The sequence below is a fragment of the Paraciimarium castrense LEGE 11436 genome, assembly GCF_056633055.1.
Genome location: NZ_JBSJOW010000008.1, coordinates 69,066 through 92,250, shown reverse-complemented (window position 1 = coordinate 92,250; position 23,185 = coordinate 69,066). Strand labels below are relative to the sequence as shown.

Annotated in this window: 18 protein-coding genes; 6 read left to right on the top strand and 12 right to left on the bottom strand. The window is 70.7% G+C overall.

Going from position 1 to position 23,185, the window contains the following annotated elements:
• Nucleotides 1-18 precede the first annotated feature (18 nt).
• The 5 genes from ACWJIO_RS12460 to ACWJIO_RS12440 form a co-directional block, all read right to left on the bottom strand.
• Nucleotides 19-270, bottom strand: coding sequence for an acyl carrier protein (locus tag ACWJIO_RS12460; protein WP_480313858.1), 252 nt, complete (start codon nt 268-270; stop codon nt 19-21).
• A 109-nt stretch (nt 271-379) separates the two neighbouring features.
• Nucleotides 380-1,132 (bottom strand): hypothetical protein, encoded by a 753-nt coding sequence (locus ACWJIO_RS12455; protein ID WP_480313856.1) that lies wholly within the window; start codon nt 1,130-1,132, stop codon nt 380-382.
• A complete protein-coding gene (dnaB, locus tag ACWJIO_RS12450) occupies nt 1,132-2,598 on the bottom strand; it encodes a replicative DNA helicase (RefSeq protein WP_480313853.1) in 1,467 nt (488 codons plus the stop codon). The genes ACWJIO_RS12455 and dnaB overlap by 1 nt, the downstream gene beginning before the upstream one ends.
• Before the next feature lie 85 nt (nt 2,599-2,683).
• Nucleotides 2,684-3,142 (bottom strand): 50S ribosomal protein L9, encoded by a 459-nt coding sequence (rplI, locus tag ACWJIO_RS12445; RefSeq protein WP_186697546.1) that lies wholly within the window; start codon nt 3,140-3,142, stop codon nt 2,684-2,686.
• Nucleotides 3,143-3,197: 55 nt separating this feature from the next.
• Nucleotides 3,198-4,175 carry an acyl-CoA desaturase gene (locus tag ACWJIO_RS12440; RefSeq protein ID WP_480313850.1) on the bottom strand — a complete coding sequence of 326 codons (978 nt, stop codon included), beginning with the start codon at nt 4,173-4,175 and terminating at the stop codon, nt 3,198-3,200.
• A gap of 66 nt (nt 4,176-4,241) precedes the next feature.
• On the opposite strand from ACWJIO_RS12440, the gene ACWJIO_RS12435 reads away from it, so the two are divergent.
• Nucleotides 4,242-5,036, top strand: a complete 795-nt coding sequence (locus ACWJIO_RS12435) for a hypothetical protein (RefSeq protein ID WP_480313848.1) — start codon at nt 4,242-4,244, stop codon at nt 5,034-5,036.
• Between the two features lie 39 nt (nt 5,037-5,075).
• On the opposite strand, the gene ACWJIO_RS12430 is transcribed toward ACWJIO_RS12435, so the two are convergent.
• Nucleotides 5,076-5,939: an acyl-CoA desaturase gene (locus ACWJIO_RS12430; protein ID WP_480313930.1), complete on the bottom strand. Its 864-nt coding sequence runs from the start codon at nt 5,937-5,939 to the stop codon at nt 5,076-5,078.
• A gap of 231 nt (nt 5,940-6,170) precedes the next feature.
• On the opposite strand from ACWJIO_RS12430, the gene ACWJIO_RS12425 reads away from it, so the two are divergent.
• The 4 genes from ACWJIO_RS12425 to ACWJIO_RS12410 all read left to right on the top strand — a co-directional run bounded on the left by ACWJIO_RS12425 (nt 6,171) and on the right by ACWJIO_RS12410 (nt 11,459).
• Complete coding sequence (locus ACWJIO_RS12425) at nt 6,171-7,430, top strand: methionine gamma-lyase family protein (protein ID WP_480313846.1); 1,260 nt, start codon at nt 6,171-6,173, stop codon at nt 7,428-7,430.
• A gap of 27 nt (nt 7,431-7,457) precedes the next feature.
• On the top strand, nt 7,458-7,847 hold the full coding sequence (gcvH, locus tag ACWJIO_RS12420) for a glycine cleavage system protein GcvH (RefSeq protein ID WP_480313844.1): 390 nt from the start codon (nt 7,458-7,460) through the stop codon (nt 7,845-7,847).
• Between the two features lie 2 nt (nt 7,848-7,849).
• Nucleotides 7,850-10,939 carry an aminomethyl-transferring glycine dehydrogenase gene (gene gcvP / locus ACWJIO_RS12415; protein WP_480313843.1) on the top strand — a complete coding sequence of 1,030 codons (3,090 nt, stop codon included), beginning with the start codon at nt 7,850-7,852 and terminating at the stop codon, nt 10,937-10,939.
• Nucleotides 10,940-11,105: 166 nt separating this feature from the next.
• On the top strand, nt 11,106-11,459 hold the full coding sequence (locus ACWJIO_RS12410) for a hypothetical protein (RefSeq protein WP_480313934.1): 354 nt from the start codon (nt 11,106-11,108) through the stop codon (nt 11,457-11,459).
• Between the two features lie 60 nt (nt 11,460-11,519).
• Here the strand turns inward: ACWJIO_RS12410 and ACWJIO_RS12405 are convergent, their stop codons facing one another.
• The 6 genes from ACWJIO_RS12405 to ACWJIO_RS12380 all read right to left on the bottom strand — a co-directional run bounded on the left by ACWJIO_RS12405 (nt 11,520) and on the right by ACWJIO_RS12380 (nt 20,375).
• Nucleotides 11,520-13,370 carry a diflavin flavoprotein gene (locus ACWJIO_RS12405; RefSeq protein ID WP_480313840.1) on the bottom strand — a complete coding sequence of 617 codons (1,851 nt, stop codon included), beginning with the start codon at nt 13,368-13,370 and terminating at the stop codon, nt 11,520-11,522.
• Nucleotides 13,370-15,169 (bottom strand): diflavin flavoprotein, encoded by a 1,800-nt coding sequence (locus tag ACWJIO_RS12400; protein WP_480313838.1) that lies wholly within the window; start codon nt 15,167-15,169, stop codon nt 13,370-13,372. Before ACWJIO_RS12400 ends, ACWJIO_RS12405 begins: the two co-directional genes overlap by 1 nt.
• Nucleotides 15,170-15,264: 95 nt before the next feature.
• The gene (locus tag ACWJIO_RS12395) at nt 15,265-15,780 is read right to left on the bottom strand and encodes an MEKHLA domain-containing protein (RefSeq protein WP_186697532.1); all 516 of its coding nucleotides are present in this window, start codon (nt 15,778-15,780) and stop codon (nt 15,265-15,267) included.
• Nucleotides 15,781-15,819: 39 nt separating this feature from the next.
• Nucleotides 15,820-16,752 carry an SWIM zinc finger family protein gene (locus tag ACWJIO_RS12390; RefSeq protein ID WP_480313836.1) on the bottom strand — a complete coding sequence of 311 codons (933 nt, stop codon included), beginning with the start codon at nt 16,750-16,752 and terminating at the stop codon, nt 15,820-15,822.
• 46 nt (nt 16,753-16,798) lie between these two features.
• Nucleotides 16,799-19,903, bottom strand: coding sequence for an SNF2-related protein (locus tag ACWJIO_RS12385; protein ID WP_480313834.1), 3,105 nt, complete (start codon nt 19,901-19,903; stop codon nt 16,799-16,801).
• 37 nt (nt 19,904-19,940) lie between these two features.
• Nucleotides 19,941-20,375, bottom strand: a complete 435-nt coding sequence (locus tag ACWJIO_RS12380) for a hypothetical protein (RefSeq protein WP_480313832.1) — start codon at nt 20,373-20,375, stop codon at nt 19,941-19,943.
• A 98-nt stretch (nt 20,376-20,473) separates the two neighbouring features.
• Here ACWJIO_RS12380 and ACWJIO_RS12375 point away from each other — a divergent pair, with 98 nt between their 5' ends.
• The gene (locus ACWJIO_RS12375; RefSeq protein ID WP_480313830.1) at nt 20,474-23,176 is read left to right on the top strand and encodes a cyclic nucleotide-binding domain-containing protein; all 2,703 of its coding nucleotides are present in this window, start codon (nt 20,474-20,476) and stop codon (nt 23,174-23,176) included.
• Nucleotides 23,177-23,185 lie beyond the last annotated feature (9 nt).

Below are 23,185 nucleotides of genomic sequence, written 5' to 3'. Positions count from 1 at the left end.
GGTGATACAGAAACGTCCTCACCGCGAGGCACTGTGCAGGACACTGGCCAACTGGCAGAGCTCGGCCACGGTGATGTCCTGATGGATGGCACTGTCAGGGATATCGATACCATAGTTGTCTTCGATTTCCATCAGCAATTCCATCAGTTCCAGAGACTCAATCCCAGTCTGATCAATACGCGCGGCCAGCAGTTGCTCGGCGCTCAGCGATCTAGGGCAAATTGATTGCAGGCGGGAGAGTGTGAAGGCTTCCGGTGTGTTGCTGTTCATCAATGCCTGACTCCGGATGAGCGATACAGTGGTGTGGCTGAGGGATAGCTTAAACCAGCAGATTCCGAACCCTAGCGTTGTCCCGATGTCTGGGTGTTGTCGCTGGCGTTCAGCTCAGCAGCCAGTGGTCAGTGATGTCCTCCGCCAGGAAGCGCCACAGATCGGGGCGGAGCGGATGCTTGAGCACGGTCTGGCTGGGATGGCGCCAGGGGCGCAGCACCTCGTGGGGGCGGGGCCGCCCGTGGAACTTGAGCACGCAGGCCGCCTGGCGGGCCCGCGCGGCGGCGGCGGCATCGCGGCGGGCCAGCTTGCGCAGGCCCCGGTAGGAGGCCACCAGCCCCTCGGGCCAGGTGGCCAGCGCTCCCGGGCAGTGGCGCTGCAGCGCCCGGTAGATGAAGTTCTGGTTGGGGCCTGGGGTGCCGTGGTCTTCCCCGTCCAGGTAGGCCTGCCACACCCGGGCCGTGGCCGCTCCCGGCCGCAGCTGCATCACGCAGGAGTTGAGGGTGGGGTAGCTCCAGTCGCGCACGCCGATCAGCGGGGCCGGATCGGCCGCGCCGAACCGCAGCAGCGGCTCGAGGCCGGCGCGCACCACCAGGGTCACATCGAAGAAGAGAAAGGGCGTCTCGCCGGTGATCGCGGCATTGAAGAGCTGGATCTTGCTGCAGAAGCCCTGCAGGCCCCGGGGCTCCAGCTGCCGGTGCTGCAGGCCGAGGCTGGCCAGGGCCGGACGGTTGGCCGCGTCACACAGCACCGTGAGGCTGTGGGGTGCGCTCAGGTGCCGCTTCAGCATGCGCTGCAGCCGCTCGGCGTAGTGGGGCCCGTAGCTGCGGCCGGTGAGCACCGTGAACACCTGCAGCCCCATCAGGCGGCCAGGTTGCGGAAGCGGGTGAACTGAGGTTCGAACAGCAGCTTCACCGTGCCCACCGGGCCGTTGCGGTGCTTGGTCACGATCACCTCGGTGATGCCCCGGTCGGCGGTTTCGGGGTTGTAGTACTCGTCGCGGTAGATCATCAGCACCAGATCGGCGTCCTGCTCGATCGAGCCCGATTCGCGCAGGTCGCTCAGCATCGGCCGCTTGTTGGTGCGGGATTCCACGCCCCGGCTGAGCTGGGAGAGGGCCATCACCGGCACGTTGAGCTCCCGGGCCATGCCCTTGAGGCCCCGGGTGATGCGGGAGAGCTCCTGCACCCGGTTGTCGGGGGTGGAGCCCTCCATCAGCTGCAGGTAGTCGATCACGATCAGGCCCAGCTCCTTGCCCGATTCCGCCATCAAGCGGCGGCAGAGCGAACGCATCTCCAGCACGCCGGCATTGGGTTTGTCGTCGATGAACAGGGGCAGCTGGCCGAGGCTGTTGATGCCCTGGCCGAGCAGGGGCCACTCCTCCTGCTGCAGCCGGCCGGTGCGCAGCCGGCCGCTCTCGATGCCCACCTCCATCGACAGCAGCCGGTAGGTGAGCTGCTCCTTGCTCATCTCCAGGCTGAACACACACACCGGCAGCTGGTGCAGCTGGGCCACGTTCTTGGCGATGTTGAGCACGATCGAGGTCTTGCCCATCGCCGGGCGGCCGGCCACGATGATCAGATCGCTGCGCTGCAGTCCCTGGGTGATGGCGTCCAGGTCGTAGAAGTTCACCGGGATGCCCGCCACCGAGGTGCCGAGCGAGCGGCTCTCGATCTCGTTGAAGGTGCTGGTGAGGATCTCGGCGGTGGGGGTGAGGCCCTGGCTGGGTTTTTCCTGGCTGATCGCGAAGATCTTCTGCTCGGCCTCATCGAGCACCTGATCCATCGGCTTGCCCTGATCGAAGCCGAGCTGGATCACCTCGTTGCCGGAACGGATCAGCCGGCGCCTCAGGAACTTGTCCATCACCAGGCGGGCCACCTGGTCGATCGAGGCGGTGGACATGGTGCGCTCCACCAGCTCCACCAGGCGGCTGCTGCCGCCCACCTTCTCCAGCAGGCCGGTGTCCGCCAGCCAGGCGGTCATGGCGGTGAGATCGGTGGGCTTGCCCTGGCTGTGCAGCATCAGGGCGGTGCGGTAGATCTCCCGGTGGGCCCCCAGATAGAAGGCCTCGGGCTGGAGCACGTCCGCGACCCGGCTGATGGCGTCGGGATCGAGCAGCACGCCCCCCAGCACCGCCTCTTCCGCCTCCAGGTTCTGGGGGGGCACGGAGTCGGGCAGGGCCTCGAAGCTGGCCTCATCCCGCAGCCGTCCCCGCCGCTGGGCGGGCCGTACCGGAGCGAGGTCGGTGGGCTCCGCAGCGGCTTCACGGTCGGCATCGTCGCCTGGAGGGCCGTCGGGATCGCGCTCTGAGAGCGGCAGGCTCACCATGGATGGATCTCCTGCTGGGGGGCCGGCCAGTCCCTGGGGAGCGGGCGGCAGTGGGTGCCCATTCTGGCCTGGCTGGGCAGGGCGCTCAGTGGCTGATCACTTCGAGGTTGATCTCGGCCGTCACCTCGGGGTGCAGCTTCACGTGCACCTTGTAGGAGCCGGTGCGGTGGATATCGGGCACCGTGATGTCGCGGCGGTCCACATCCTTCTTGGTGGCGGCTTCGATGGCCTCGGCCACGTCGCCGTTGGTCACGGTGCCGAACAGCACGTCATCGCCGCCGGTCTGCTTCTTCACGGTGAAGCGGCCGATCGTGGCCAGGGCGGTGCGGAAGGCCTCCGCCTCGGCCCGCAGGGCCGCCTGGCGCTCGGCCTCCTTGGCCCGGCGGGCCTCCACCTGCCGCAGCACGGCTCGGGTGAGCGGAACGGCCTTGCCGGTGGGGAGCAGGAAATTACGGGCGTAGCCAGGGGCCACGTCCACCAGATCGCCCCCCTTGCCCAGGCTGAGGACGTCTTCGCTGAGAACGACTTGAACGCGCTTGGCCATGGGAAAAGGAGAGGGAATCTGATCGCGAGCCGATCCAGAAGCCTACGTGACGGGCTCAGGGCCTCAGGCTGGGCCGGGTGGCGGCGGCGGGAAGCCTCACCTGCTTGGCGAGGCCCAGCCGTCGCATCAGACGGATGTGCTGCCAGGTGAGGTCGACCTGGCGGCCGAAGCCATGGCGGGCCGAATGGGGGAAGGCGTGGTGGTTGTTGTGCCAGCCCTCGCCGAAGGTGAGCGCCGCCACCCAGACGTTGTTGCGGGACTGGTCGCCGCTGTCGTGGGACACACCACCCCAGCAGTGGGTGGCTGAGTTGACCAGCCAGGTGATGTGGTACACGACCACCAGGCGCAGCGGGATGCCCCAGAGCACCAGGGCCCAGCCGCCGGCACCGGTGACCGTGCCGATCCAGAACAGCAGGCCGGCCAGGGGCAGCTGCAGCAGCAGGAACCAGTTGTTCAGCCAGCGGTAGTAGGGGTCACGGGCCAGATCACCGGTGAGGCGGGGCACCGCGGCCATGGCGGGAACGGTCTGGAACATCCAGCCCATGTGGCTCCACCAGAAGCCCTTGAGGCTGCTGTGGTGGTCGACGTCGGTGTCGGAGAACTTGTGGTGGTGGCGGTGCAGGCCGACCCAGTCGATCGGGCCGTGCTGGCAGCTGAGGGCGCCGCAGGTGGCGAAGAAGCGCTCCAGCCAGCGGGGCACGCGGAAGGAGCGGTGGCTCAGCAGGCGGTGGTAGCCGACGGTGACGCCAAGGCAGGCCGTGACCCAATAGAGCACCAGGAAGCTGGCCACGGCGGGCAGGCTCCAGAAGCGGGGCAGCAGGGCCACGACGGCCAACACGTGGAGCGCGCCCATGTAGGCCACGATGCTCCAGTTGATGCCCGGTTCGCTCTGGGGCGAGGCTGCTCCGCTGCGGGGCTGGCGCAGGGCCTCGGCCCGCAGCAGTCCGCGGCTGCCGCCGCTGATCACGGCGGGCTGCCGGGTGCTGCGGGCACTGGGACGGGGGAGGGCTCGGCTGGAGGCTGTTGCGGTCATAACGGACCGACTCCTGATCACTGGCTAGGATGGTAGCAATACGAATCCTGATCGCAAGACATCACAGTGGGCTATCGGGATGACCTCGCGGCCGGAAGGGTGGCCTTCGCCCACCTCGTCCGTCTCTGGCACGGCCGCAACGGCTGGAGCCACCGCGTCCTGCCTGCCCTCGCCGAAGCCCTTGATCTCGGCCGCGTGCACAACTCCCAGCTCTCGATGCTGCGCAACGGCAAGCTCGCCTCCCCGGGGCCTGAGGTGTTCCTCGCCCTGGGGCGCATCAACCAGTTACTGGCCGCCGAGGTGGTGGAGGGCATCCTTTCAGAGGCGCTGCGGCAGCAGCTGGCCGACCAGCCCTCGCTGCTGGCCGACCTGCAGGCCTCGGCGCTGCCCGTGCAGGAGCCGGGCGAGGCGGTGCTCGGGCCCGGCGAGCTGCTGGAGGTGTTCGTGGGCCTGCGCCATCCCCCCGCCGCCTTCGATCTGCGCATCGCCGAGGGCGAGGCCCTGGTCCTGAGTGCTGCCCTGGCTGAGCTGCTCACCGCCGGCCACCCCTGGCGGCTCTGCCGCGACACGGTGCTGGCGGCCTATCCCGTGAGCAAGCGCTCGCGGCGGGAGCGCTTCGCCGCGGTGATCGCCGGCCAGTGCGACTACAGCGCCGCTGAGCTCGACGCCGAGCTGCCCGACCTGCGCCGCACCCTGGCAGCCCTCGGCGGGGTGGAGGAGCAGCAACTGCCCCCGGCCCAGTTTCTCGATCTGCTGCGCCAGCGGGCCCGGGGCCTCGGCAGCCTGGTGCCCGACCCCGGCGAGGCCGACCTCGGCGCGGCGATCCGCCAGCAGCTCGGTGGGCTCACAGGCCCCGAATAGGCCGGACGACCACGGCTGCCGTCGCGGTCGAGAGCCTGCTTAGGGGCGGTAGTGGGCCAGCCGCACCCGCCGGGCCCAGCCCAGGGCCCTCAGCAGGCGGATGTGCTGCCAGGTGATGTCCAGCTCGAACCAGCGCAACCCGTGGCGCGCCGAGTGGGGGAAGGCGTGGTGGTTGTTGTGCCAGCCCTCGCCGAAGCTGAGGATCGCCACCCACCAGCAGTTGCGCGAGCGGTCGGGGCAGTCGAAGTTGCGGTAGCCGAAGGCGTGGGTGGCCGAGTTGACCAGCCAGGTCACGTGGTACACCAGCACCAGCCGCAGCGGGATGGCCCAGAGCACCAGGCCCAGCCCGCCGCCATGCACCCCGGCCAGCTCGCCATAGGCATAGAGGGCGACGCCGAGGGGCACCTGCAGCAGCAGGAACCAGCGATCCAGCCAGCGGTAGAAGGGGTCGCGCTGCAGATCCCCGGTCAGCCGCTCCACGTGCTCCAGGGCCGGGATCTGATGCAGCATCCAGGCGCTGTGGGCCCACCACAGGCCGCGGCCGGCGTCGTGGTGGTCGTTGGGCTGGTCGGAGAACTTGTGGTGGTGGCGGTGCAGGCCCACCCACTCGATCGGCCCGCTCTGGCAGGCCATGGCACCCATCAGCACCAGGGTGCGCTCCAGCCAGGTTGGGGCGCTGAAACTGCGATGGGTCACCAGCCTGTGCAGACCCAGCGTCACGCCCAGCACGGTCATCCAATAGAGCAACGCCAGGGCCACCAGGGCCTGCCAGCTCCAGAACCTTGGCAGCAGCGCCACCACGGCCGCCACGTGCATCACCAGCATGAAGCCGGTGGTGCCCAGCTTGTAGCGCCGCTGCCGGGGGGGCAGGGGCTTGCGGCGGCTGCGCAGGCCAGCCCGCAGCTGGCGCTCCTGCTGGCTGCTCGCCGAGGGGGCTGGCACCAGCGGGGCGGGGTCGAGCTGAATCACCAAGTGCGTGGGGGGCGGAAGTGGACGGCGCGGCGGCGGTGCACCCCCAGGCCGGCCCGGCCGGTCTGGGGATCTGCGGAGGCCGTAAGCCGTTGGACGTCTGTGTCCGGCTCCCGAGTGACGGGAATCTAGACGGGCAACATGGGAGCCCCCCCGGCCCCAGCGATGACCAACCCCTGCTGGGCCCGCGACCAGCTCGATGGCGCCAGTGCCCGCATCGCCCCCTTCACCGAGCGCCACACGGCCGGCGTGCAGCCCCGGCTGGAGCGGGTGCTGGCGGCTCTGGCGGCGGAACGGGTGGGGGTGCAGCACTTCGCCTCGGTGAGCGGCTACGGCCATGGCGACCAGGGCCGCGAGGTGCTCGATCGGGTGTTCGCGCGGGTGCTGCAGGCCGAGGCCGCCGCCGTGCGGCTGCAGTTCGTCAGTGGCACCCACGCCATCGCCGCCGCCCTGTTCGGCGTGCTGCGCCCGGGGGATCGGCTGCTCTCCCTCACCGGCCGCCCCTACGACACCCTCGAGGAGGTGATCGGCCTGCGCGGGCAGGGCCAGGGGTCCCTGGCCGAGTTCGGCGTCCGCTACGCCGAAGTGCCCCTCAGCGCCGCCGGCCGGGTGGATCTGGAGGCGGTGGACCTCGCCCTGGGCGAACCGACGCGGATGGTGCTGATCCAGCGCAGCTGCGGCTACAGCTGGCGGCCTTCCCTCCCCATCACGGAGATCGCCGAGCTGGCCGAGCGGGTGAAGCGGCGCCAGCCCGGCTGTGTGGTGTTCGTGGATAACTGCTACGGCGAACTGGTGCAGGAGCAGGAACCCACCGCTGTGGGGGCCGATCTGATCGCCGGCTCCCTGATCAAGAACCTGGGGGGCACGATCGCCCCCACCGGCGGCTATGTGGCCGGCCGCGCCGAACTGGTGGAGCTGGCCTGCTGCCGGCTCACCGCCCCCGGCATCGGCGCCGAGGGCGGCACCAGCTTCGACCTCAACCGCCTGCTGTTCCAGGGGCTGTTTCTGGCGCCCCAGATGGTGGCCGAGGCCCTGATCTGCAGCGAGCTGGTGGCCCAGGTGTTCAGCGACCTCGGCTACGCCACCCAACCGCGGCCCGGGGCGTCGCGCAGCGATGTGATCCAGGCGGTGCGGCTCGGCTGCCCCGGGCGGCTGGCCACGGTATGCCGCGCCTTTCAGGCCGCTTCCCCGGTGGGCTCCTACCTCGATCCGGTGCCGGCGCCGATGCCCGGCTACGCCAGTGAGCTGGTGATGGCGGGCGGCACCTTCATCGACGGCAGCACCAGTGAGTTCTCCGCCGATGCCCCGCTGCGGGAGCCCTACGTGCTGTTTGCCCAGGGCGGCACCCACCGGGCCCATGCCCGCATCGCCCTGGAACGGGCCCTGGCGGCCCTCGCCGAATCTGGACACGGTCCTCCAGACTGACGCGCACTGTCCAGCCCCCCGCGTGCGATGGCGCTCTCCTATCCCAGCGACTGTCGCTATGCCGACAGCCACGAATACGTGCGCTCCGATGGCGACAACGTGCGTCTGGGGCTGAGCGCCTTCGCCATCGACCAGCTCGGCGACATCGTCTTCGTCGAACTGCCTGCGGTGGGGGATGAGCTCACCCGGGGCCAGAGCTGCGGCAGCATCGAGTCGGTGAAGGCTGTCGAAGACCTGCTGGCTCCGATCTCCGGTGTGGTGCAGGCCCGCAACGAGGCCGTGATCGCCAGCCCTGAAGAACTGCAGAACGATCCCTATGGCGAGGGCTGGCTGCTGCTGCTGCAGCCCAGCGAGCCGGCCCAGCTGGACGACCTGCTGGAGGCGACGGCCTACGCCGCCAAGGTGGAGGGCCACTGAGCATGACCTCATCGCTGATCAACACCACGGCCCAGGCGGCAGTCCAGGCTGATGCCGCGGCCCGGTCCGTCCAGTCCTCTCGCAGCCCCGGGGCCCCTGGCCCGCAACTGGACCCCCTGCCCCGCCCCAGCTTCGTGGAGCGGCACATCGGGCCCGATGGGGCCGAGCAGGCGCAGCTGCTGGCCGAGCTGGGCCTCACCAGCCTGGAAGATCTGTCCTCCCAGGTGGTGCCGGCCGACATCCTGCTGAGTCCCGAGCAGGCCGCCGAGGGGCTGCCCGCCCCCTGCGACGAGGCCACCGCCCTGGCGGAGCTGGCCGAGATCGCCGCCGCCAATGCGGTGGTGCGCTCCCTGATCGGCCAGGGCTACCACGCCACCATCACGCCGGCGCTGATCCAGCGCCACGTGTTCGAGAACCCCGCCTGGTACACCGCCTACACCCCCTATCAGGCCGAGATCGCCCAGGGACGGTTGGAGGCCCTGCTCAACTTCCAGACCCTGATCAGCGAGCTGACGGGCCTGCCGATTGCCAACGCCTCCCTGCTCGATGAGGCCACCGCCGCCGCCGAGGCGATGGCCCTGGCCCGTGCCGTGAGCAAGCGCGCTTCGGCCAGCACCTTTCTGGTGGATGCCCAGGTGCTGCCCCAGACCATGGCCGTGCTGCGCACCAGGGCGGAGCCTCTGGGCATCACGATCCTCCCGATCGATGCCGCCGGCCTGGCTGGCGACCTGGCGGCGGGCAGCGACCAAGGCCTGTGGGCGGAAGCCTTCGGGCTGCTGCTGCAGCTCCCCGGCCAGGACGGCCGCCTCTGGGACCCGGCGCCACTGCTGGCGGCGGCGGCCGTGGCGGGGGTGGTGAGTGCCGTGGCGATCGATCCCCTGGCCCAGGTGCTGCTCGCTCCCGTGGGCGAGCTGGGGGCCGACATCGCCATCGGCAGCGCCCAGCGTTTCGGCGTGCCGATGGGCTGTGGCGGGCCCCATGCGGCCTTCTTCGCCACCCGCGAGACCTACAAGCGCCAGATCCCCGGACGCCTGGTGGGCCGCTCCATCGATGCCGAGGGCCGTCCGGCCCTGCGGCTGGCCCTGCAGACCCGCGAGCAGCACATCCGCCGCGACAAGGCCACCAGCAACATCTGCACCGCCCAGGTGCTGCTGGCGGTGATCGCCGGCTTCTATGCCGTGCACCACGGTCCGGCCGGCCTCACCGCCATGGCCGAGCGGGTCACCCGGCTGCGGCTGGCCCTGGTGGCCGGGTTGCGGGCCCTGGACCTGGTCCCGGAGCCGGGCCCTGGTTTTGACACCGTGCTGCTGCACAGCCCCCGCTCTGAGCAGCTGCTGCAGGCCGCCCGGATGGGCGGCTTCAACCTGCGGCGCCTGGAGGGCGCCGTGGGCATCAGCCTCGACGAGGCCAGCAGTGCCGAGGAGCTGGCCCGGCTGCTGGCCTGCCTGGCGACGGTCACGGCCTCAGCTGGTGGGGCCTCGGGCCACGCGAGTGCGGCTGAGCTGGCCGCCGAGCGGGCCTGGCTGGCCTGCCAGGAGAGCCTGCGCCAGGCCGACTGGCGCCAGGTCTGGGAGGGCATCCCCCAACGGCAGGGGGCCTGGCTGCAGCAGCCCGTGTTTCAGGAACACCGCAGCGAAACCGAACTGCTGCGCTACATCCAGCAACTGGCGAGCCGGGATCTCTCCCTCGTGCACGGCATGATCCCGCTGGGCAGCTGCACCATGAAGCTGAATGCCGCCGCCGAGCTGGCCCCGGTGAGCTGGCCCGCCTTCGCCCGCCTGCACCCCTACGCTCCTGCCGAGCAGCTGCAGGGCTACCACCGCCTCGCCGCCGACCTGGAGCAGTGGCTGGCGGCCATCACCGGCTTCGCGGGTGTGTCGCTGCAGCCCAACGCCGGCTCCCAGGGGGAGTACGCCGGCCTGCTGGCGATCCGCGCCTGGCACCACAGCCGCGGCGACCAGCACCGCGACATCTGTCTGATTCCCACCAGTGCCCACGGCACCAATCCGGCCAGCGCCGTGATGGCGGGCATGCAGGTGGTGGCGGTGGCCTGCGACCCCCAGGGCAACATCGACCTGGCCGACCTGGAGGCCAAGGCCAGCCGCCATGGCGAGCGCCTCGCGGCTCTGATGGTCACCTATCCCTCCACCCACGGCGTGTTCGAAACCGCCATCCGGCGCATCTGTGAGCTGGTGCATGCCCAGGGCGGCCAGGTGTACCTCGACGGCGCCAACCTCAATGCCCAGGTGGGCCTCTGCAAGCCGGGGCTCTACGGCGCCGACGTCTGCCACCTCAACCTGCACAAGACCTTCTGCATCCCCCATGGCGGCGGCGGCCCCGGGGTGGGTCCGATCGCGGTGGCAGCCCATCTGGTGCCCTTCCTGCCAGGCGACCCCTCCGAGCTGCAGCCGGCTGTCGCCGGGGCTGGGCCGGTGGCATCGGCGCCCCTGGGCAGCGCCTCCATCCTGCCGATCAGCTGGATGTACATCCGCATGATGGGAGGCTCCGGCCTGCGGACCGCCAGTCAGGTGGCCCTGCTCAGCGCCAACGTGCTGGCCGAGCGCCTTGATCCCCATTTCCCCGTGCTCTACCGGGGCGCGGGGGGCCGGGTGGCCCATGAGTGCATCCTCGACCTGCGGCCCCTCAAGCGCAGTTGCGGCCTGGAGGTGGATGATCTGGCCAAACGGCTGATGGACTACGGCTTCCACGCCCCCACCGTCAGCTGGCCGGTGGCCGGCACCGTGATGGTGGAGCCCACCGAGAGCGAGGGGTTGGCCGAGCTGGATCGCTTCTGCGCCGCGATGGTGGCGATCCGGGCCGAGGCGGCCGCCATCGAGTCGGGCGCGGTGGACCGCGACAACAACCCGCTGCGGCGGGCCCCTCACACCCTGGCTGCCGTCACCGCCGACGTCTGGGACAGGCCCTACAGCCGCAGCCAGGCGGCGTTCCCGGCCGGAGAGCAGCAGCAGGCGAGCAAGTTCTGGCCCAGCGTGGCGCGGATCGACAATGCCTACGGCGATCGCAACCTGGCCTGCACCTGCCCGTCGGTTGAGGAACTGGCTCTGAAGGAGCCTTTGGCTACGGCGGCCTGAGCGCCCATGGCGCACACTGGCGGCACCGCAACAGCCCAGGCAAAAGGTTTTCTTTAGACTTGGGCCATTGCATTTGCAGCCAGATCTGTTGCAACTGCTGTTCAACGGGTTCGGTTCAGTTCCGGAACAGGTCTCGGCCCACTCCGCCATCCATCGCCTGGGGCTCATGAGCGATCACGACAGCAACGACGGCCGCGGCAGCGATGGCCCCAGCAGCGCCCCCCGGGGCCGCAGTGCCGGCCCAGCCAGCCCTGATCGCGCCGACCAGCCAGCCCCGGTGGCCCCGGCCCTGAAGCTGGCCAGCGTCAGGACCAGCCCCGGCACCTCCAGCACCCGTCCGCTGATCAGCTCAGGTGGCCGCAGCGTCGGCCCCGTGGAGGGCACCAACGTGGTGCGCGTGCCTTTCGGCGTGCGGCAGGCCCGCCGCCGTCGGCCCGAGCGCCCTGACCACTGGGCCACCCTGGTGCTCCCCTTCCATGGCGTCGGTGGCGACCCCACCCCACCGCCGCAGGCGGCCTGAGCCGCTCAGGCCAAAGTCCTGGGGCGGAGCGGCGTTGGGGGTCCGGGCCGAAGCATCGGATCAGTAGTTGGATCCGGTGCGCCGCTGGTGCACTGCCGTGGTGCCCTCCGGGTCGAGTACGCCGCCCTCCTGGGCCTGGGCGTAGATCAGCCAGTGGTCGCCGCATTCCATCCGCTGCTGCACCGTGGCCTCCAGCCAGGCCAGGGCCTCCGGAAGCACAGGCTGGCCGCCGGGGGTGTGCTCCAGCTCCAGCCCGGCGAAGCGATCGGCACCGGGACTGAAGGGCTTCAGGAACCGCTTCATCGGCCCGGTTTCCCGGCCGGCGGCCAGCACGTTGAGGGCGAACTGGTCGCCGATGTGCAGCAGGCCCTCCACGGCCCTGTCCTTGGCCACCGCCACGGTGAAGCCCGGTGGGCTGAAGCTGGCCTGACTCACCCAGCTGGCCACCATGGCCCCCCCGAGGTCGGGACTGTCCGCAGCATTCTTCTGGGCCGTGAGCACGCACAGGGAACCCACCACCCGACCGAGAGCCTTGAGGGCCGGATCGCTGCGGCTCTCGTGCAGGCCGCCACCGCTGCGCCGCTCCTGGCGCTTCCTGGCACTCTGCAGCTCGCGGCCGAGGGCGGTGCCGGTCTCCTCGATCGCCTTGAGGGCCAGGGCATCGGGGCTGAACTTCACCTTGATCGGCTCGAACGCGAACTGGAAGCCGCCATCGCGCAGCTTGCTCTCCAGCAGATCCAGCGCCTCGCCGCTCCAGCCGAAGCTGCCGAACACCCCCACGGGCTTGGCCCGGTCGCCCTCCGCCAGCACCGTGCCCAGGGCCGCCACGATCGGGGTGGGCGCATGGCCGCCCAGGGTGGGAGAGCCGATCAGCAGGGCATCGCAGGAGCTGATCGCCGCCTGCAGCTGATCCGGCTCGCTGAATTCACAGTTGATGCTCTCCACCCGCACGCCGGTGCGGGAAACGCCCCTGGCCAGGCCATCGGCGATGGTGGCGGTGTTGCCGTAGGCACTGGCGTAGAGCAGCGCCACCGAGAGCCTTGATCGGTTCTGGCCCTCCCCCCAGCGGCGGTAATCGGCCAGAAGGCTGCGCCAGCTCTCGGCGATGGCCGGGCCGTGGAATGGGGCGATGGTTCGGATCGGCAGTTCGTCGATCCGATCGAGAACGGTTTCCACCTGCCGGGCCATGGGGGCCATCAGGCAGTCGTAGAACCAGCGCCGGTCCTCCTCGGCGCTCGTGCGGTTGGCCTCGGCGAACCCCTCCTGACAGATGTGGGCGGAGAAGAACTTGCTGCTCATCAGCAGACCCGTGGACTCCTCAAACGCCATCAGGGCGCCGGGCCAGCGGGGGGTGGGAACGGGGATCAGGCGCAGCTGCAGCCCACCGGCCAGGGGGCGGCTGGCCTCCTGCTTCACCACATCGATCGGCGGCTGGGGCGGCAGCGGCGCCAGCTCCGGTGCCCCCGGGGCCGGCGGACGGCGTTGATCCCAGAGCTCACGCACCAGCTTGGCCCCGGCATTCGAGGCCACCAGGGCCAGGTTCGGCCAGCGGGCGGCCAGGGCCCTCAGCAGTTCCACCCGGTTGGGGTTCACCACCCCCACCACCACCTTCAGCGCCTCATGGCTCGGAACAAGCTCCGCCAGAGCAGCGAAGAACGGTTCGGCGTAGGTCATGCCGGGGGGATGGATCAGCACCGGCGGCACCGTGTGGCCGGTGCTGGTGCTGCCCTGCTCAAACAGGAAGCTGTTGGCGGTGGTGCCCCGTTCGAGGCCGTATTCCACCTCAAAGCGCGAACGGCGTGGACTCAGGCCCCGCAGGCACACCAGCGTGGGCTCCAGACGGATCACCAGCACGCGGCGCTCGGCTGTCGGGGCAGCCTGGGCGGGCGATCCGCCGATCGAGGTTGTCATCAGTAGTGGTTGCCCACCTTGCGGTGGTGCACGGCGGTGGCGGCCTCAGTGTCGGCCACGTTCCCCACTTCCACCTCGGCGTAGATGATCCAGTGGTCAGGCCCCTCCATCCGCTGGGCCACGCGGCATCCCAGAAAGGCCAGGGCATCCCCGAGCACGGGCCCGCCCGCGGCGGCGCCCTCCACGGTGGCCACACCGGCGAAGCGGTCGGCCCCGGGCGGGAAGCGCTTGAGGAAGTGGCGCAGCAGTAGCTGGTGGTTGTCCTCCCGCAGGATGTTGAGCACGAAGCGATCGCCCACCTGGAGCAGGGATTCGATCGCCCGGTCCTTGGCCACGGCCACGGTGAGGCCGGGTGGCTCAAAGCTGGCCTGACTCACCCAGCTGGCCACCATGGCGCTGCTGAGGCTGCCGCCATCCTCGGTGGTCTGCTGGGCCGTCACCACGTAGAGCCCGCCGCTCAAGCGGCCCAGGGCTTTGTCCAGGTCGCCGTCGAGGGCCTTCATTGCCGCGATCGTGCGCGCCTTGGTGAGCAGCTGGCCCAGATCGGTGCCGGCCTCCTCACAGCGCTGGTAGTCGTCCGCATGGGGCACCTGGCGGATGCGCAGAGGCTCGAAGGCGGCCTTCTGGCCGAGGCTGCGCAGCTTGGAGGCCACGGTGTCGATCGGCTCGTCGTTGCCGCCGAAGGCGTCGTAGCAGGCCACCCATTGCTTCGGTTTGATCGCGGCCAGCAGGGTGCCGATCGAGGCCTGCAGCTCGGCGTCGGGGCTGGCGGGCCAGGTGGGCACCACCACGGCGCTGGCCTCCCCCACCAGGGCGCTCAGCTCCTGGGCATCGGTGGCGCGCAGATCCACCAGCTGCACCTGGGCACCGGCCTTGCCGATGCCGCGGGCGATCGCCTGGCTGAGCCGGTCACAGAAGCCGTACTGGCTCACGTAGCAGACGGCGGCATAGGTCTCACCGGCGCTGCGGTCGCTGCTCCAGTCGCGGTAGTCGTTCAGCCACAGGCTGAGGTGGTGACGCAGCAGGGGCCCATGGCCCACGGCGACTGTGTTGATCTCCGGCAGAGCGTCCATGCGCTTGAGGGCCTGCAGCACGCTGCGGGCATTGGGCCCCATCAGGCAGTCGTAGTAGAAGCGGAAGTCCGGGGCGATGGCGCCGGGGTCGCTGTCAAACAGCTCATCGGAGCAGTAGTGCAGCCCGAAGGCATCACAGGTGTAGAGGGTGCCGGTGCCGTGATCGAAGGAGAAGATCGTGTCGGGCCAGTGCAGATTCGGCGCACTCAGGAAGGAGAAGCGGTGCGCGCAGCCGCTCTCGGGGTTGGTGCCCAGATCAAGCTCGTCGCCGCTCTTGACGGCGCGGCTCTGGAAGGGCCGGTGCACCTGATCCTGGAGGAACTGGATCGCCACCTTGGAACCCACGATCTGGATGTCGGGGTTGCGATCGATCAGGTGGCCGATCAGGCCCGAGTGGTCGGGCTCGGTGTGGGACACGATCAGGTAGTCGATCGCGGCCGGATCGATCTGCTCTTCCAGCAGGGGCAGCCAGGTATCGGCGAACTTGAGGTGGCTGGTGTCCACCAGGGCCGTCTGGGCGCCGCGCACCAGAAAGGCGTTGTAGGTGGTGCCGTTGCGCAACCCGAATTCGATGTCGAAACGGCTGCGGTCCCAGTCCAGGGAGCGGATCGCGGTGGTGTCGGCGGCGATCGCCTCGCACTGCAGGCTCAGGCGTGGCGACCCGGCGGCTTGGGCAACGGCACCATCAGGCCTGGCCGCGGCGGATGGGGAGGTGACAGCTGCCATGGACACCCTCGGGAAGAAACATGACTGTAGGTAACGCCTGCGGATGGCTGCCTCGATCGGCCGCACCGATCTCTGTCGCCGCCGACACCTGCCGCTCAGAGCCAGTACCAGGCGCTGAAGCGGGCGGCCTGGCCCCTGGGGCAGCCCCTGGCATCCCGCAGGGTCCACAGCCGGGCCCCCTCAATCCGGAAGCGGCGCCCCCGGCTGTCGATCCGTACCCCGCCATAGCCGCTGAGGGCCTCAGCCGCCCTGGCCTGGCGCAGAGCCTGCTGCCGGCCGCTGCGCTCCTGGGCTGCGGCGGTGAATTTCGAGGGCAGGCCCACCATCTCCCCCCAGCGCCGGCGCCACAGCACGAGGGCGCTGCGGTTGGCGTAGATCAGCCGGGGGCCGGGGTCGGTGTCTGGATCGGCGCCGTCATGGGCGAGCACCGCAGCCGGAGAGGCGAACAGGGCCTGGGCCCGCTGCAGGTCGGAGGCGTCCGCGGCCAGGCCCGCCAGCAGGGGCCTGCCGAAGGCCTGCTGGTGGGACTGCAGGATCGAGCAGACCGTCTGCAGCGCGTCCGGCTGCAGCCAGCCGGCCAGGACGTTCTGCTTTGCCTGGGAGGAGATCATCGGTGGGCTGCGATCGGGCGTGGCTGGGGCGTGGCCGGTTCAGGAGCCAGTGCCTGCGGCTGATCCCGCCGCCTCCTTCTCCTTCTCCTTCGCCTTCGCCTTCGCCTCATTGCCGCTGTCCATGGCCCGGGCCATGGCCTCGTTGGAGCGCTCCCGGCTGTAGGTCAGCAGGTGCTCGAGAAACAGTCCGTTGGCCTCGGGAAAGCGGGGCGACTCCGCCAGGGGCAGTCGGCCGGCGGCATCGAGCCCGGTTTCCCCCTCCATCGCCGGCGTGATCACCACCAGATCGGGCGGCAGGGGGGCTTCGTAGCGCCACCATCGGCTGGGATCGCGGATGGCCGAATGCACGGGCTGCGCTGTGGCGAGGGCCGCGGCAGGCCGGCTGCCCTTGCCGCGGGCCTGTCTGGCCAGCATTGTCTGGCGTCGCTTGGCCAGGTCGGCCAGCAGCTGGGCGCGGGATCGGCCCCGCAGCTGGAACAGCACGAAGGGGTCTTCACTGAAGCGCTCCCCCATCAGGTAGAACACCGCGCTCACGTGCTTGCAGGGGTTCGTCTTGTCCGGACAGGTGCACTCGCTGCGCACCTCCTGCAGCTTGAAAGGGAAGAGGCGTTTGCCGGAGGCGGCGAAGGCTCGCTCGATGTCCTCCGGCATCACGCCGGCCAGCAGCTGGGCTGACCAGCGGGCGTTCTGGCTGAGGGCCTCCAGCACATAGCCCCAGTCGTCGTCGTTGAGCACGTCGAGCCAGAGCTTCACCTTGTAGGGATCGTCGCCGCTGCCCTGCACCCGGGCGTGCACCCGGCGCCCCTCGAAACGGATCGAGGTGACGTTGCCGGAGCGGGCATACTCCCAGGCCCGCTCCAGGCGTTTCTTGAAGCGGTAGGAGTTGATCAGCTCCATCCACTGGGCCACCCACCAGGCCTGCTGGCCGAGGCCCTCGTTGCCGAGCTGGGTGGTGATCGGAGTGCTGGTCATGGCAACAGGATGACGGTGGGAATCGCTGGGATCAGGCTGGGGAGGATTATTCCTCCAGGGCCACCAGGTCACGCAGCTGGCCTACGTCCAGGCCCCCCAGCCACTCTTCGCCGGAGCCCACGATGTCTTCGGCGAGTCGGGCCTTTTCGGTGATCATCCTGTCGATCTTCTCCTCCACCGAGCCGCTGGTGATGAACTTGTGCACCATCACCCGGTTCTGCTGACCGATGCGGTAGGCGCGGTCGGTGGCCTGGTTCTCCACGGCCGGATTCCACCAGCGATCGATGTGGAACACGTGGCTGGCCCTGGTGAGGTTGAGGCCCACACCACCGGCCTTCAGCGACAGCAGGAAAAGCTGCGGGCCGCGGGGATCGTCCTGGAATCGATCCACCATGGCCTGGCGTTCCGCCTTGCTGGTGCTGCCGTAGAGGAAGGGCACCTCCTGGCGCCAGCTGCGCTCCAGGTGAGCCTTCAGCAGCAGGCCCCATTCGGAGAACTGGGTGAACAGCAGGGCCCGGTCTCCGGCCTCGATCACCTCCTCGAGGATTTCCTCCAGGCGTTGCAGCTTGGCGCTGCGGGCGGAGAACCCCTCGAAGAACTGGGGGTCGTCGCTGCTGGGCTGCTGGCGCAGGGCCAGGGCGGGATGGTTGCACACCTGCTTGAGCCGGGTGAGCAGGGCCAGCACCTGGCCGTGCTTCTGGCCCAGAGGTGCCCGGGCGATGGCATCCATGCTCTCGTCCACGGTGCGGGTGTAGAGCTTTTTCTGCTCGGGGCTTAGCCCCACCCATTCGTGCAGCTCCACCTTGTCCGGCAGGTCGGAGATGATCGAGCGGTCGGTCTTCAGGCGCCGCAGGATGAAGGGCCCCACCCTGGCTTTGAGATCGCGCAGCGAGGCCATGTCGCCATAGCGCTCGATCGGCAGCCGGTAGCGCTGGTGGAAGAAGGCCTCATCGCCAAGCACCTTCGGATTGAGGAAGTCCATCAGGGCCCACAGCTCGCTCACCCGGTTTTCCACCGGGGTGCCGGTGAGGGCGATCCGGAAGCGGCTGCTGCGGCCGGCCCGGCCCAGGTCGCGGGCCGCCATCGACTGCTTGGCGCCGGGGTTCTTGATCGCCTGGGCCTCGTCGATCACCACCCCTTGCCAGTCGATGCTCTCCAGCAGCTCGCTGTCGCGCTGCACCAGCCCATAACTGGTGAGCATCAGATCCACGCCCTTGAGGGCCTTCTTCAGGGCCGCCTCGCTGCTGGGCCGCCGCGGGCCGTAGTGCTCGCGCACCGCCAGATCGGGGGTGAACCCATGGGCCTCGCGCTTCCAGTTGGTGAGCACCGAGGTGGGGGCCACCAGCAGCACCGGCCGCTTCAGCTCCTCCTCGGCCTTGAGGTGCTGCAGGAAGGCGAGCAGTTGGATCGTCTTGCCCAGGCCCATGTCATCGGCGAGGCAGGCGCCCTGGTCGAAGCGGTGCAGGAAGGCCAGCCAGCCCAGGCCGCGCTCCTGGTAGGGCCGCAGCTGGCCCGCGAAGCCTGGTGGGGCCGGCAGTGGATCGGGGGCCTTCTGCTGGTGGTACTGCTCCAGCACCGCCTGCAGCCGCGGGCCGGCCGTGAAGGCATGGACCGGCAGGCGGTGGAAGGTGTCCCCGTCGGTGGCGGTGAGCCGCAGGGCGTCGTCGAGGCTGAGTTCGGGGTCGGCGGTGCAGAAGCGACCGGCGTTGCGCTGGTCGTTGGGGCGCAGCTCGATCCAGACTCCCTTGTGCTGCACCAGGGGACTGCGCTTGGCGCCGAGCCGCTCCAGATCGCGCAGGGTGAGGGTGACCCCGCCGATCATGAAGTCCCAGCTCCAGTCGAGGGTTTCGCCGAGGGTGAAGCCTCGGGAGCTCTTGGAGAGCTCGGCGGTGATGGCCAGGCCCAGGCGGCTGGCCAGGCCGCCGGAGAGGCTGGCGGGCAGCACCACGCCCACCCCCACATCCCGCAGCTGGGCGGCACCGGTGCGCACCAGCACGAAGGCCTCCGCCGGGGTGAGCTGCATCGTGGTGGGGGTGGCCGAGTCCAGGCCCCGTTCGAGCGGCTGGAACACCGTGAGGGCACGGCCGAGGCCCTCCAGCAGCAGCTCGCTGGGCTGGGGCACCGCCACCTCACCCAGCTGCAGGCCGCGGGTGCCCGCCGCCCAGGCCACAGCCGCCGGCACCCGCAGGCTGGGATCGGCCTCGGCCTGGAGGCTGAAACTCAGCTCCCAGAGCTCATCGCCCTCGGCTGGGGTGAACAGCTCGAGGCAGGCCCGGGCCGGGGCCACTTTGCCGGCCACGGCCTCGCGCCAGTGGTGGGTGGCGATCACGAGCCGCTCCTCGTCCTCTTCGTCGAGGTGGAGGCGGCCGTCGCCCTTGGCCAGGGCCTTCTGCCAGGCCTGCAGCAGCGGATCGAGGCCTTCAGGGGCTGGCCTGAAGGTCTCCCGCAGCTGGCCGTCGAGCAGGGCCTCCACCAGGCTGGCCACCCGCAGCCGGCCACTGCCGGGCCTGCGGCAGGCCAGGCAGGGATCGCCCTCGGGCCCGGCCGCCAGGGCGCAGGTGGCCACCTGGGGAATCCCCATGGCCAGCTGCTCGAGGCGATGGCGGTCGCCCTCCTGGTTGAGCAGGGGCAGCCAGCGGCCGCGGCCCTCCTCGATCTGGGGCAGCCAGCGGCCGCGGGCGATCAGGCTCAGGGCCCAGCGCTGCAGATGGCTCCACCAGCGCAGTTCATCGGCCATCTCGGGGTGCTTGCCCGCCAGGGGCAACTGGCTGAGCCAGTCGGCGGCGCTGGCCGGATGCAGGGCCCAGCCCTCCACCTGCCAGGGCCACCACTGCAGCTCGCGGGGGATCGGCTCGCCGGCCTGCAAGGGCAGCCCCGACCAGCTCTGGCCACTGCTGCCGCGGCGGCCCCGGGCCGCCTGGGTGCGGCTGGGCAGGGTGAGGGTGGCGCGGGCGGGCCTGAGGGCCTCGGCCCAGTAGCCGTTGTCGTCGAGCCAGTCGGCCAGCTCGTCGGCGTTGAGGGCAAGCGGGTGTTCGGGGGCCTCGGCGGCGGGCTGCAGCGGGGTGGCCACTTTCCAGGTGTCGGCCCAAAGGAACAGCCTGCCCCCGGGCCCTTCGGGGGGAAACAGCCAGGTGGCGTGCAGCAGGCTCATCCCAGGGTGTTCAGGACCGGTCTCTCGACCCGGCAGGTCAGGGCGTGGGGGTCGGCCCCTCGGCCGACTGGACGCGTTGCGCCAGCAGGCGCGATCCGTGCAGCAGCAGGGCGGCGCCGACCAGCGGCAGCCAGGCTCGGATGAGCCCCATCATCACAGTTGGCGCAACCGCCAGCAGCGCGGCCGGCAGCGGCAGGCCCGGCGGCCAGGGGGCCAGGGCCGCCAGGCCCAGGCTGTGGATGCCGCACACCGCCCCCACCAGCCCCGCCTGCAGGTGGCCGTCATCGGGGTCAACCCGCTGCAGGTGGAAGGCCAGCAGGCCGTAAAAGAAGCCACAGCCTCCGGCACGCAGGGCTGCCTCCAGTCCCAGCGGCAGCCCCAGCAGCAGGGCAGCGGCGCCTGCCCCCAGCGCCCAGGTGACGGAGCGCAGGCGCAACTGGCGGCGGGATGGCGGGCTGGCGGCCTGACTCACGGCGGCGCCCCGGTGGGGCAGGGCCTCTGCCGCCCGATCATGCTCCCTGGCTGGCCTGGCCTGCCGCCCCTAGCCTGCGGCCTACCCATCCGCTCCCCATGTGGCTGTTTTCGCGGTGGCCGGAACGGCAGGCCCACCTGGTGCGCTGGCTGCTGCTGCTGGGCTGGCTGGCCCTGATCGCCTCACTGCTGAGTCCGGCCCTGGGGGAGTGGGCCCTGCGGCGGCCGCCCTGCCCTGAGGGCCTGGCCTGCCATGGCCACGGCGGCAATCAGCTGTTCTGGGGCACGGTGGTGCCCAGCGGTCTGCTGATCCTGGCGGCGGGCAGCCATGAGCTCTGGCGCCGCATCTGCCCGCTGGCCTTCGCCTCGCAGCTGTTCCGGGCCCTGGACCGCCAGCGCCGCCTGCCGGGCCGCAACGGCAAGCCCCAGCTGGCCAAGGTGGAGGGCGACTCCTGGCTGGGACGCCACCACCTGAGCCTGCAGTGGAGCCTGCTGATCGCGGGCCTGTGCCTGCGCCTGCTGGCGGTCAACAGCAGCCCCCTGGGCCTGGGCCTGCTGCTGGCCCTCACCGTGGCGGCGGCGGTCGCCGTGGGCTGGGCCTACGCCGGCAAGGCCTGGTGCCAGTACGTCTGCCCGATGGGAGCGGTGCAGCAGGTGGTCACCGGTCCCCGCGGGCCCCTGGCCGGTGCCGCCCACCTCGATGCCAGCCGCCTCACCCAGTCGATGTGCCGCACCGTGGCTGAGGACGGCCATGAGCGCTCCGCCTGCGTGGCCTGCCAGTCGCCCTGCCTCGACATCGACGCTGAACGCAGCTACTGGGCCGGCCTGGAGGGCAAGCGGGGCCTGCGCTGGGCCTGGCTTTCCTACCCGGGGCTGGTGCTGGCCTTCTTCCTGCTCGCCCGCCAGCAGGGGCCGGAGTCGGTCGAGATGCTGCGCAGTGGCCTCTGGGCCTTCGATGCCGATCTGCCCGCCCGCGCCCTCGACCTCTGGCCCCGGGCCGAGGCCGGCTGGGGGGTGCCGCGGCTGCTGGCCATCCCGGCCCTGCTGAGCGCCGCCGGGGCCGGCAGCGTGGCTCTGTTCAGCTGGCTGGAGAGCGGCCTGCGCCAGGGGCTGAGCGCCGACCACAGCCCCGAGCGCGCCCGGGCCATGGCCCGCTCCCGCACCCGCCTGCTGGCCACGTTCCTGGCCGTGAACCTGTTCTTCTGGTTCGCCGATCCCAGCCTCGGGCTGGCGGCGGGCAAGGTGGGCCAGCTGATCCGCTCCCTGGTGCTGATCGCCAGCGCCATCTGGCTGTTCCGCGGCTGGCCCCGCGACGCCGACACCTACCGCCGGGAGAACACCAGTGCCAGCCTGCGCACCCAGCTCAGGAAACGCTTTCCCGATCTGGAGGCCCATCTCGATGGGCGCACCCTCGATGAGCTCACTCCCGGCGAGGTGTTCACCCTGGCCAAGGCGCTGCCCGCCCAGCTCGCCGCCACCAACCAGTCGCTCTACCGCGATGTGCTGGCCGATCTGGTGCGCAGCGGCCGCCTGGAGCGGGCCACCAGCGCCGTGCAGCTCGAGGAGTTGCGCCTGGCCCTGGGTCTGGAGGAGGCCGATCACCACGCCGCCCTGCGCGAACTCTCCCTGGAGGACCCGCAGCTGCTGCAGCTCGACGCCCGCCAGCGGGCCAGCCTCAACCTGCGCGAAGAGGCCGCTGCCGAGGCGGTCCACGACCTGCTGCAGGTCGCAGGCCAGCGGGATCTGCGCCCCGGCGCCCTCGATGCCGCCCAGAGCCGGCGGCTGGAGATGATCCGCCAGGATTCCGGCCTCGACGATGGGGCCTGGCAGGCCCTGCTGCTGCGCTTCGGGCCGCGCTCGACCTTCGCCCAGCGCCAGCTCAGCGCCGGCCTCGAGGAGCTGCGCGGCGAGCTGGCCCGACGCAGCGCCCTGGAGGCCGGAGCTGCCGCCGACGGCCTGCTGAGGCCGCTGTTGCCGGTGATCGATCTGCGCATCGTCGGCCGCCTGCTGCCGCTGCTGCCGCTGCTGGCCGAGTTCCAGGCTGACGATCCCCTGCTGCGCCAGTTCGCTGGCCTGCAGGCTCTGTTGTCGCCCGGGGTGGTGGGCGAGGTGCATCGCCGCGACCTCACCCTGTTGCCCCACGCCGAGCCGCAGCCCGAATCCACTCCAGAACTCCAGCCCCCCCTGGCGCTGGGGCCGCCGCCGGATCCGCTGGCCGTGCTGGAAGAGCTCTGGAGCGACCCCGATCCCGAGAACGCCTTCTGGGCGCTCTGGCTGCTCGACCAGCGCGACCCCGCCCGCGCCGCGCGGCTGCGGCGCACGCCCCGCGGCGGCCTGCCCAGTTCGGCCCACCTCGAGACCCTCCAGGCCGGCACACCGCCGGCCGAAGCCGAGCTGCTCCACTTGCTGGTGCAGGTGCCCCTGTTCGCGGAGCTGTCGCCTTCGGCCCTGTTCAACGTGGCGGCCTGGGGCCAGCTGCGCGCCTGGCAGGGCGGCGCGGCGATCCTGCGGCCGGGCGAGGAGGCCACCTGGATGGCGATCCTGCTGGAGGGCAGCGCCCGCGTCAGCGGCGAGGACTGGCAGGCGCGGGTGGCGGCGGGGGAGACCCTCGGCGAGATGGCCCTGCTCAGCGGCCGCCCGCGGGGATCGGCCGTCACGGCCCTCGAGCCCGTGCGCGCCCTGGTGTTCGATGCCGCCGCCTTCGAGCAGCTGCTGCACCAGTCCTCCGGCTTTGCCCGCAGCCTGCTGCGCCAGCAGACCCGTCGCATCGAGCTGTTGAGCGATCATGCCTCCAGTGGGTAGATGACCTCA

Excerpts from the sequence above, each read along its gene's own strand:
- ACWJIO_RS12425 (WP_480313846.1), top strand. The coding sequence starts at position 6,171 with ATGACCAACCCCTGCTGGGCCCGCGACCAGCTCGATGGCGCCAGTGCC.
- rplI (WP_186697546.1), bottom strand. The coding sequence starts at position 3,142 with ATGGCCAAGCGCGTTCAAGTCGTTCTCAGCGAAGACGTCCTCAGCCTG.
- ACWJIO_RS12385 (WP_480313834.1), bottom strand. The coding sequence starts at position 19,903 with ATGAGCCTGCTGCACGCCACCTGGCTGTTTCCCCCCGAAGGGCCCGGG.
- ACWJIO_RS12390 (WP_480313836.1), bottom strand. The coding sequence starts at position 16,752 with ATGACCAGCACTCCGATCACCACCCAGCTCGGCAACGAGGGCCTCGGC.
- ACWJIO_RS12400 (WP_480313838.1), bottom strand. The coding sequence starts at position 15,169 with ATGGCAGCTGTCACCTCCCCATCCGCCGCGGCCAGGCCTGATGGTGCC.
- ACWJIO_RS12455 (WP_480313856.1), bottom strand. The coding sequence starts at position 1,132 with ATGGGGCTGCAGGTGTTCACGGTGCTCACCGGCCGCAGCTACGGGCCC.
- dnaB (WP_480313853.1), bottom strand. The coding sequence starts at position 2,598 with ATGGTGAGCCTGCCGCTCTCAGAGCGCGATCCCGACGGCCCTCCAGGC.
- ACWJIO_RS12460 (WP_480313858.1), bottom strand. The coding sequence starts at position 270 with ATGAACAGCAACACACCGGAAGCCTTCACACTCTCCCGCCTGCAATCA.
- ACWJIO_RS12440 (WP_480313850.1), bottom strand. The coding sequence starts at position 4,175 with ATGACCGCAACAGCCTCCAGCCGAGCCCTCCCCCGTCCCAGTGCCCGC.
- ACWJIO_RS12410 (WP_480313934.1), top strand. The coding sequence starts at position 11,106 with ATGAGCGATCACGACAGCAACGACGGCCGCGGCAGCGATGGCCCCAGC.
- ACWJIO_RS12375 (WP_480313830.1), top strand. The coding sequence starts at position 20,474 with ATGTGGCTGTTTTCGCGGTGGCCGGAACGGCAGGCCCACCTGGTGCGC.
- gcvP (WP_480313843.1), top strand. The coding sequence starts at position 7,850 with ATGACCTCATCGCTGATCAACACCACGGCCCAGGCGGCAGTCCAGGCT.
- ACWJIO_RS12405 (WP_480313840.1), bottom strand. The coding sequence starts at position 13,370 with ATGACAACCTCGATCGGCGGATCGCCCGCCCAGGCTGCCCCGACAGCC.
- ACWJIO_RS12395 (WP_186697532.1), bottom strand. The coding sequence starts at position 15,780 with ATGATCTCCTCCCAGGCAAAGCAGAACGTCCTGGCCGGCTGGCTGCAG.
- gcvH (WP_480313844.1), top strand. The coding sequence starts at position 7,458 with ATGGCGCTCTCCTATCCCAGCGACTGTCGCTATGCCGACAGCCACGAA.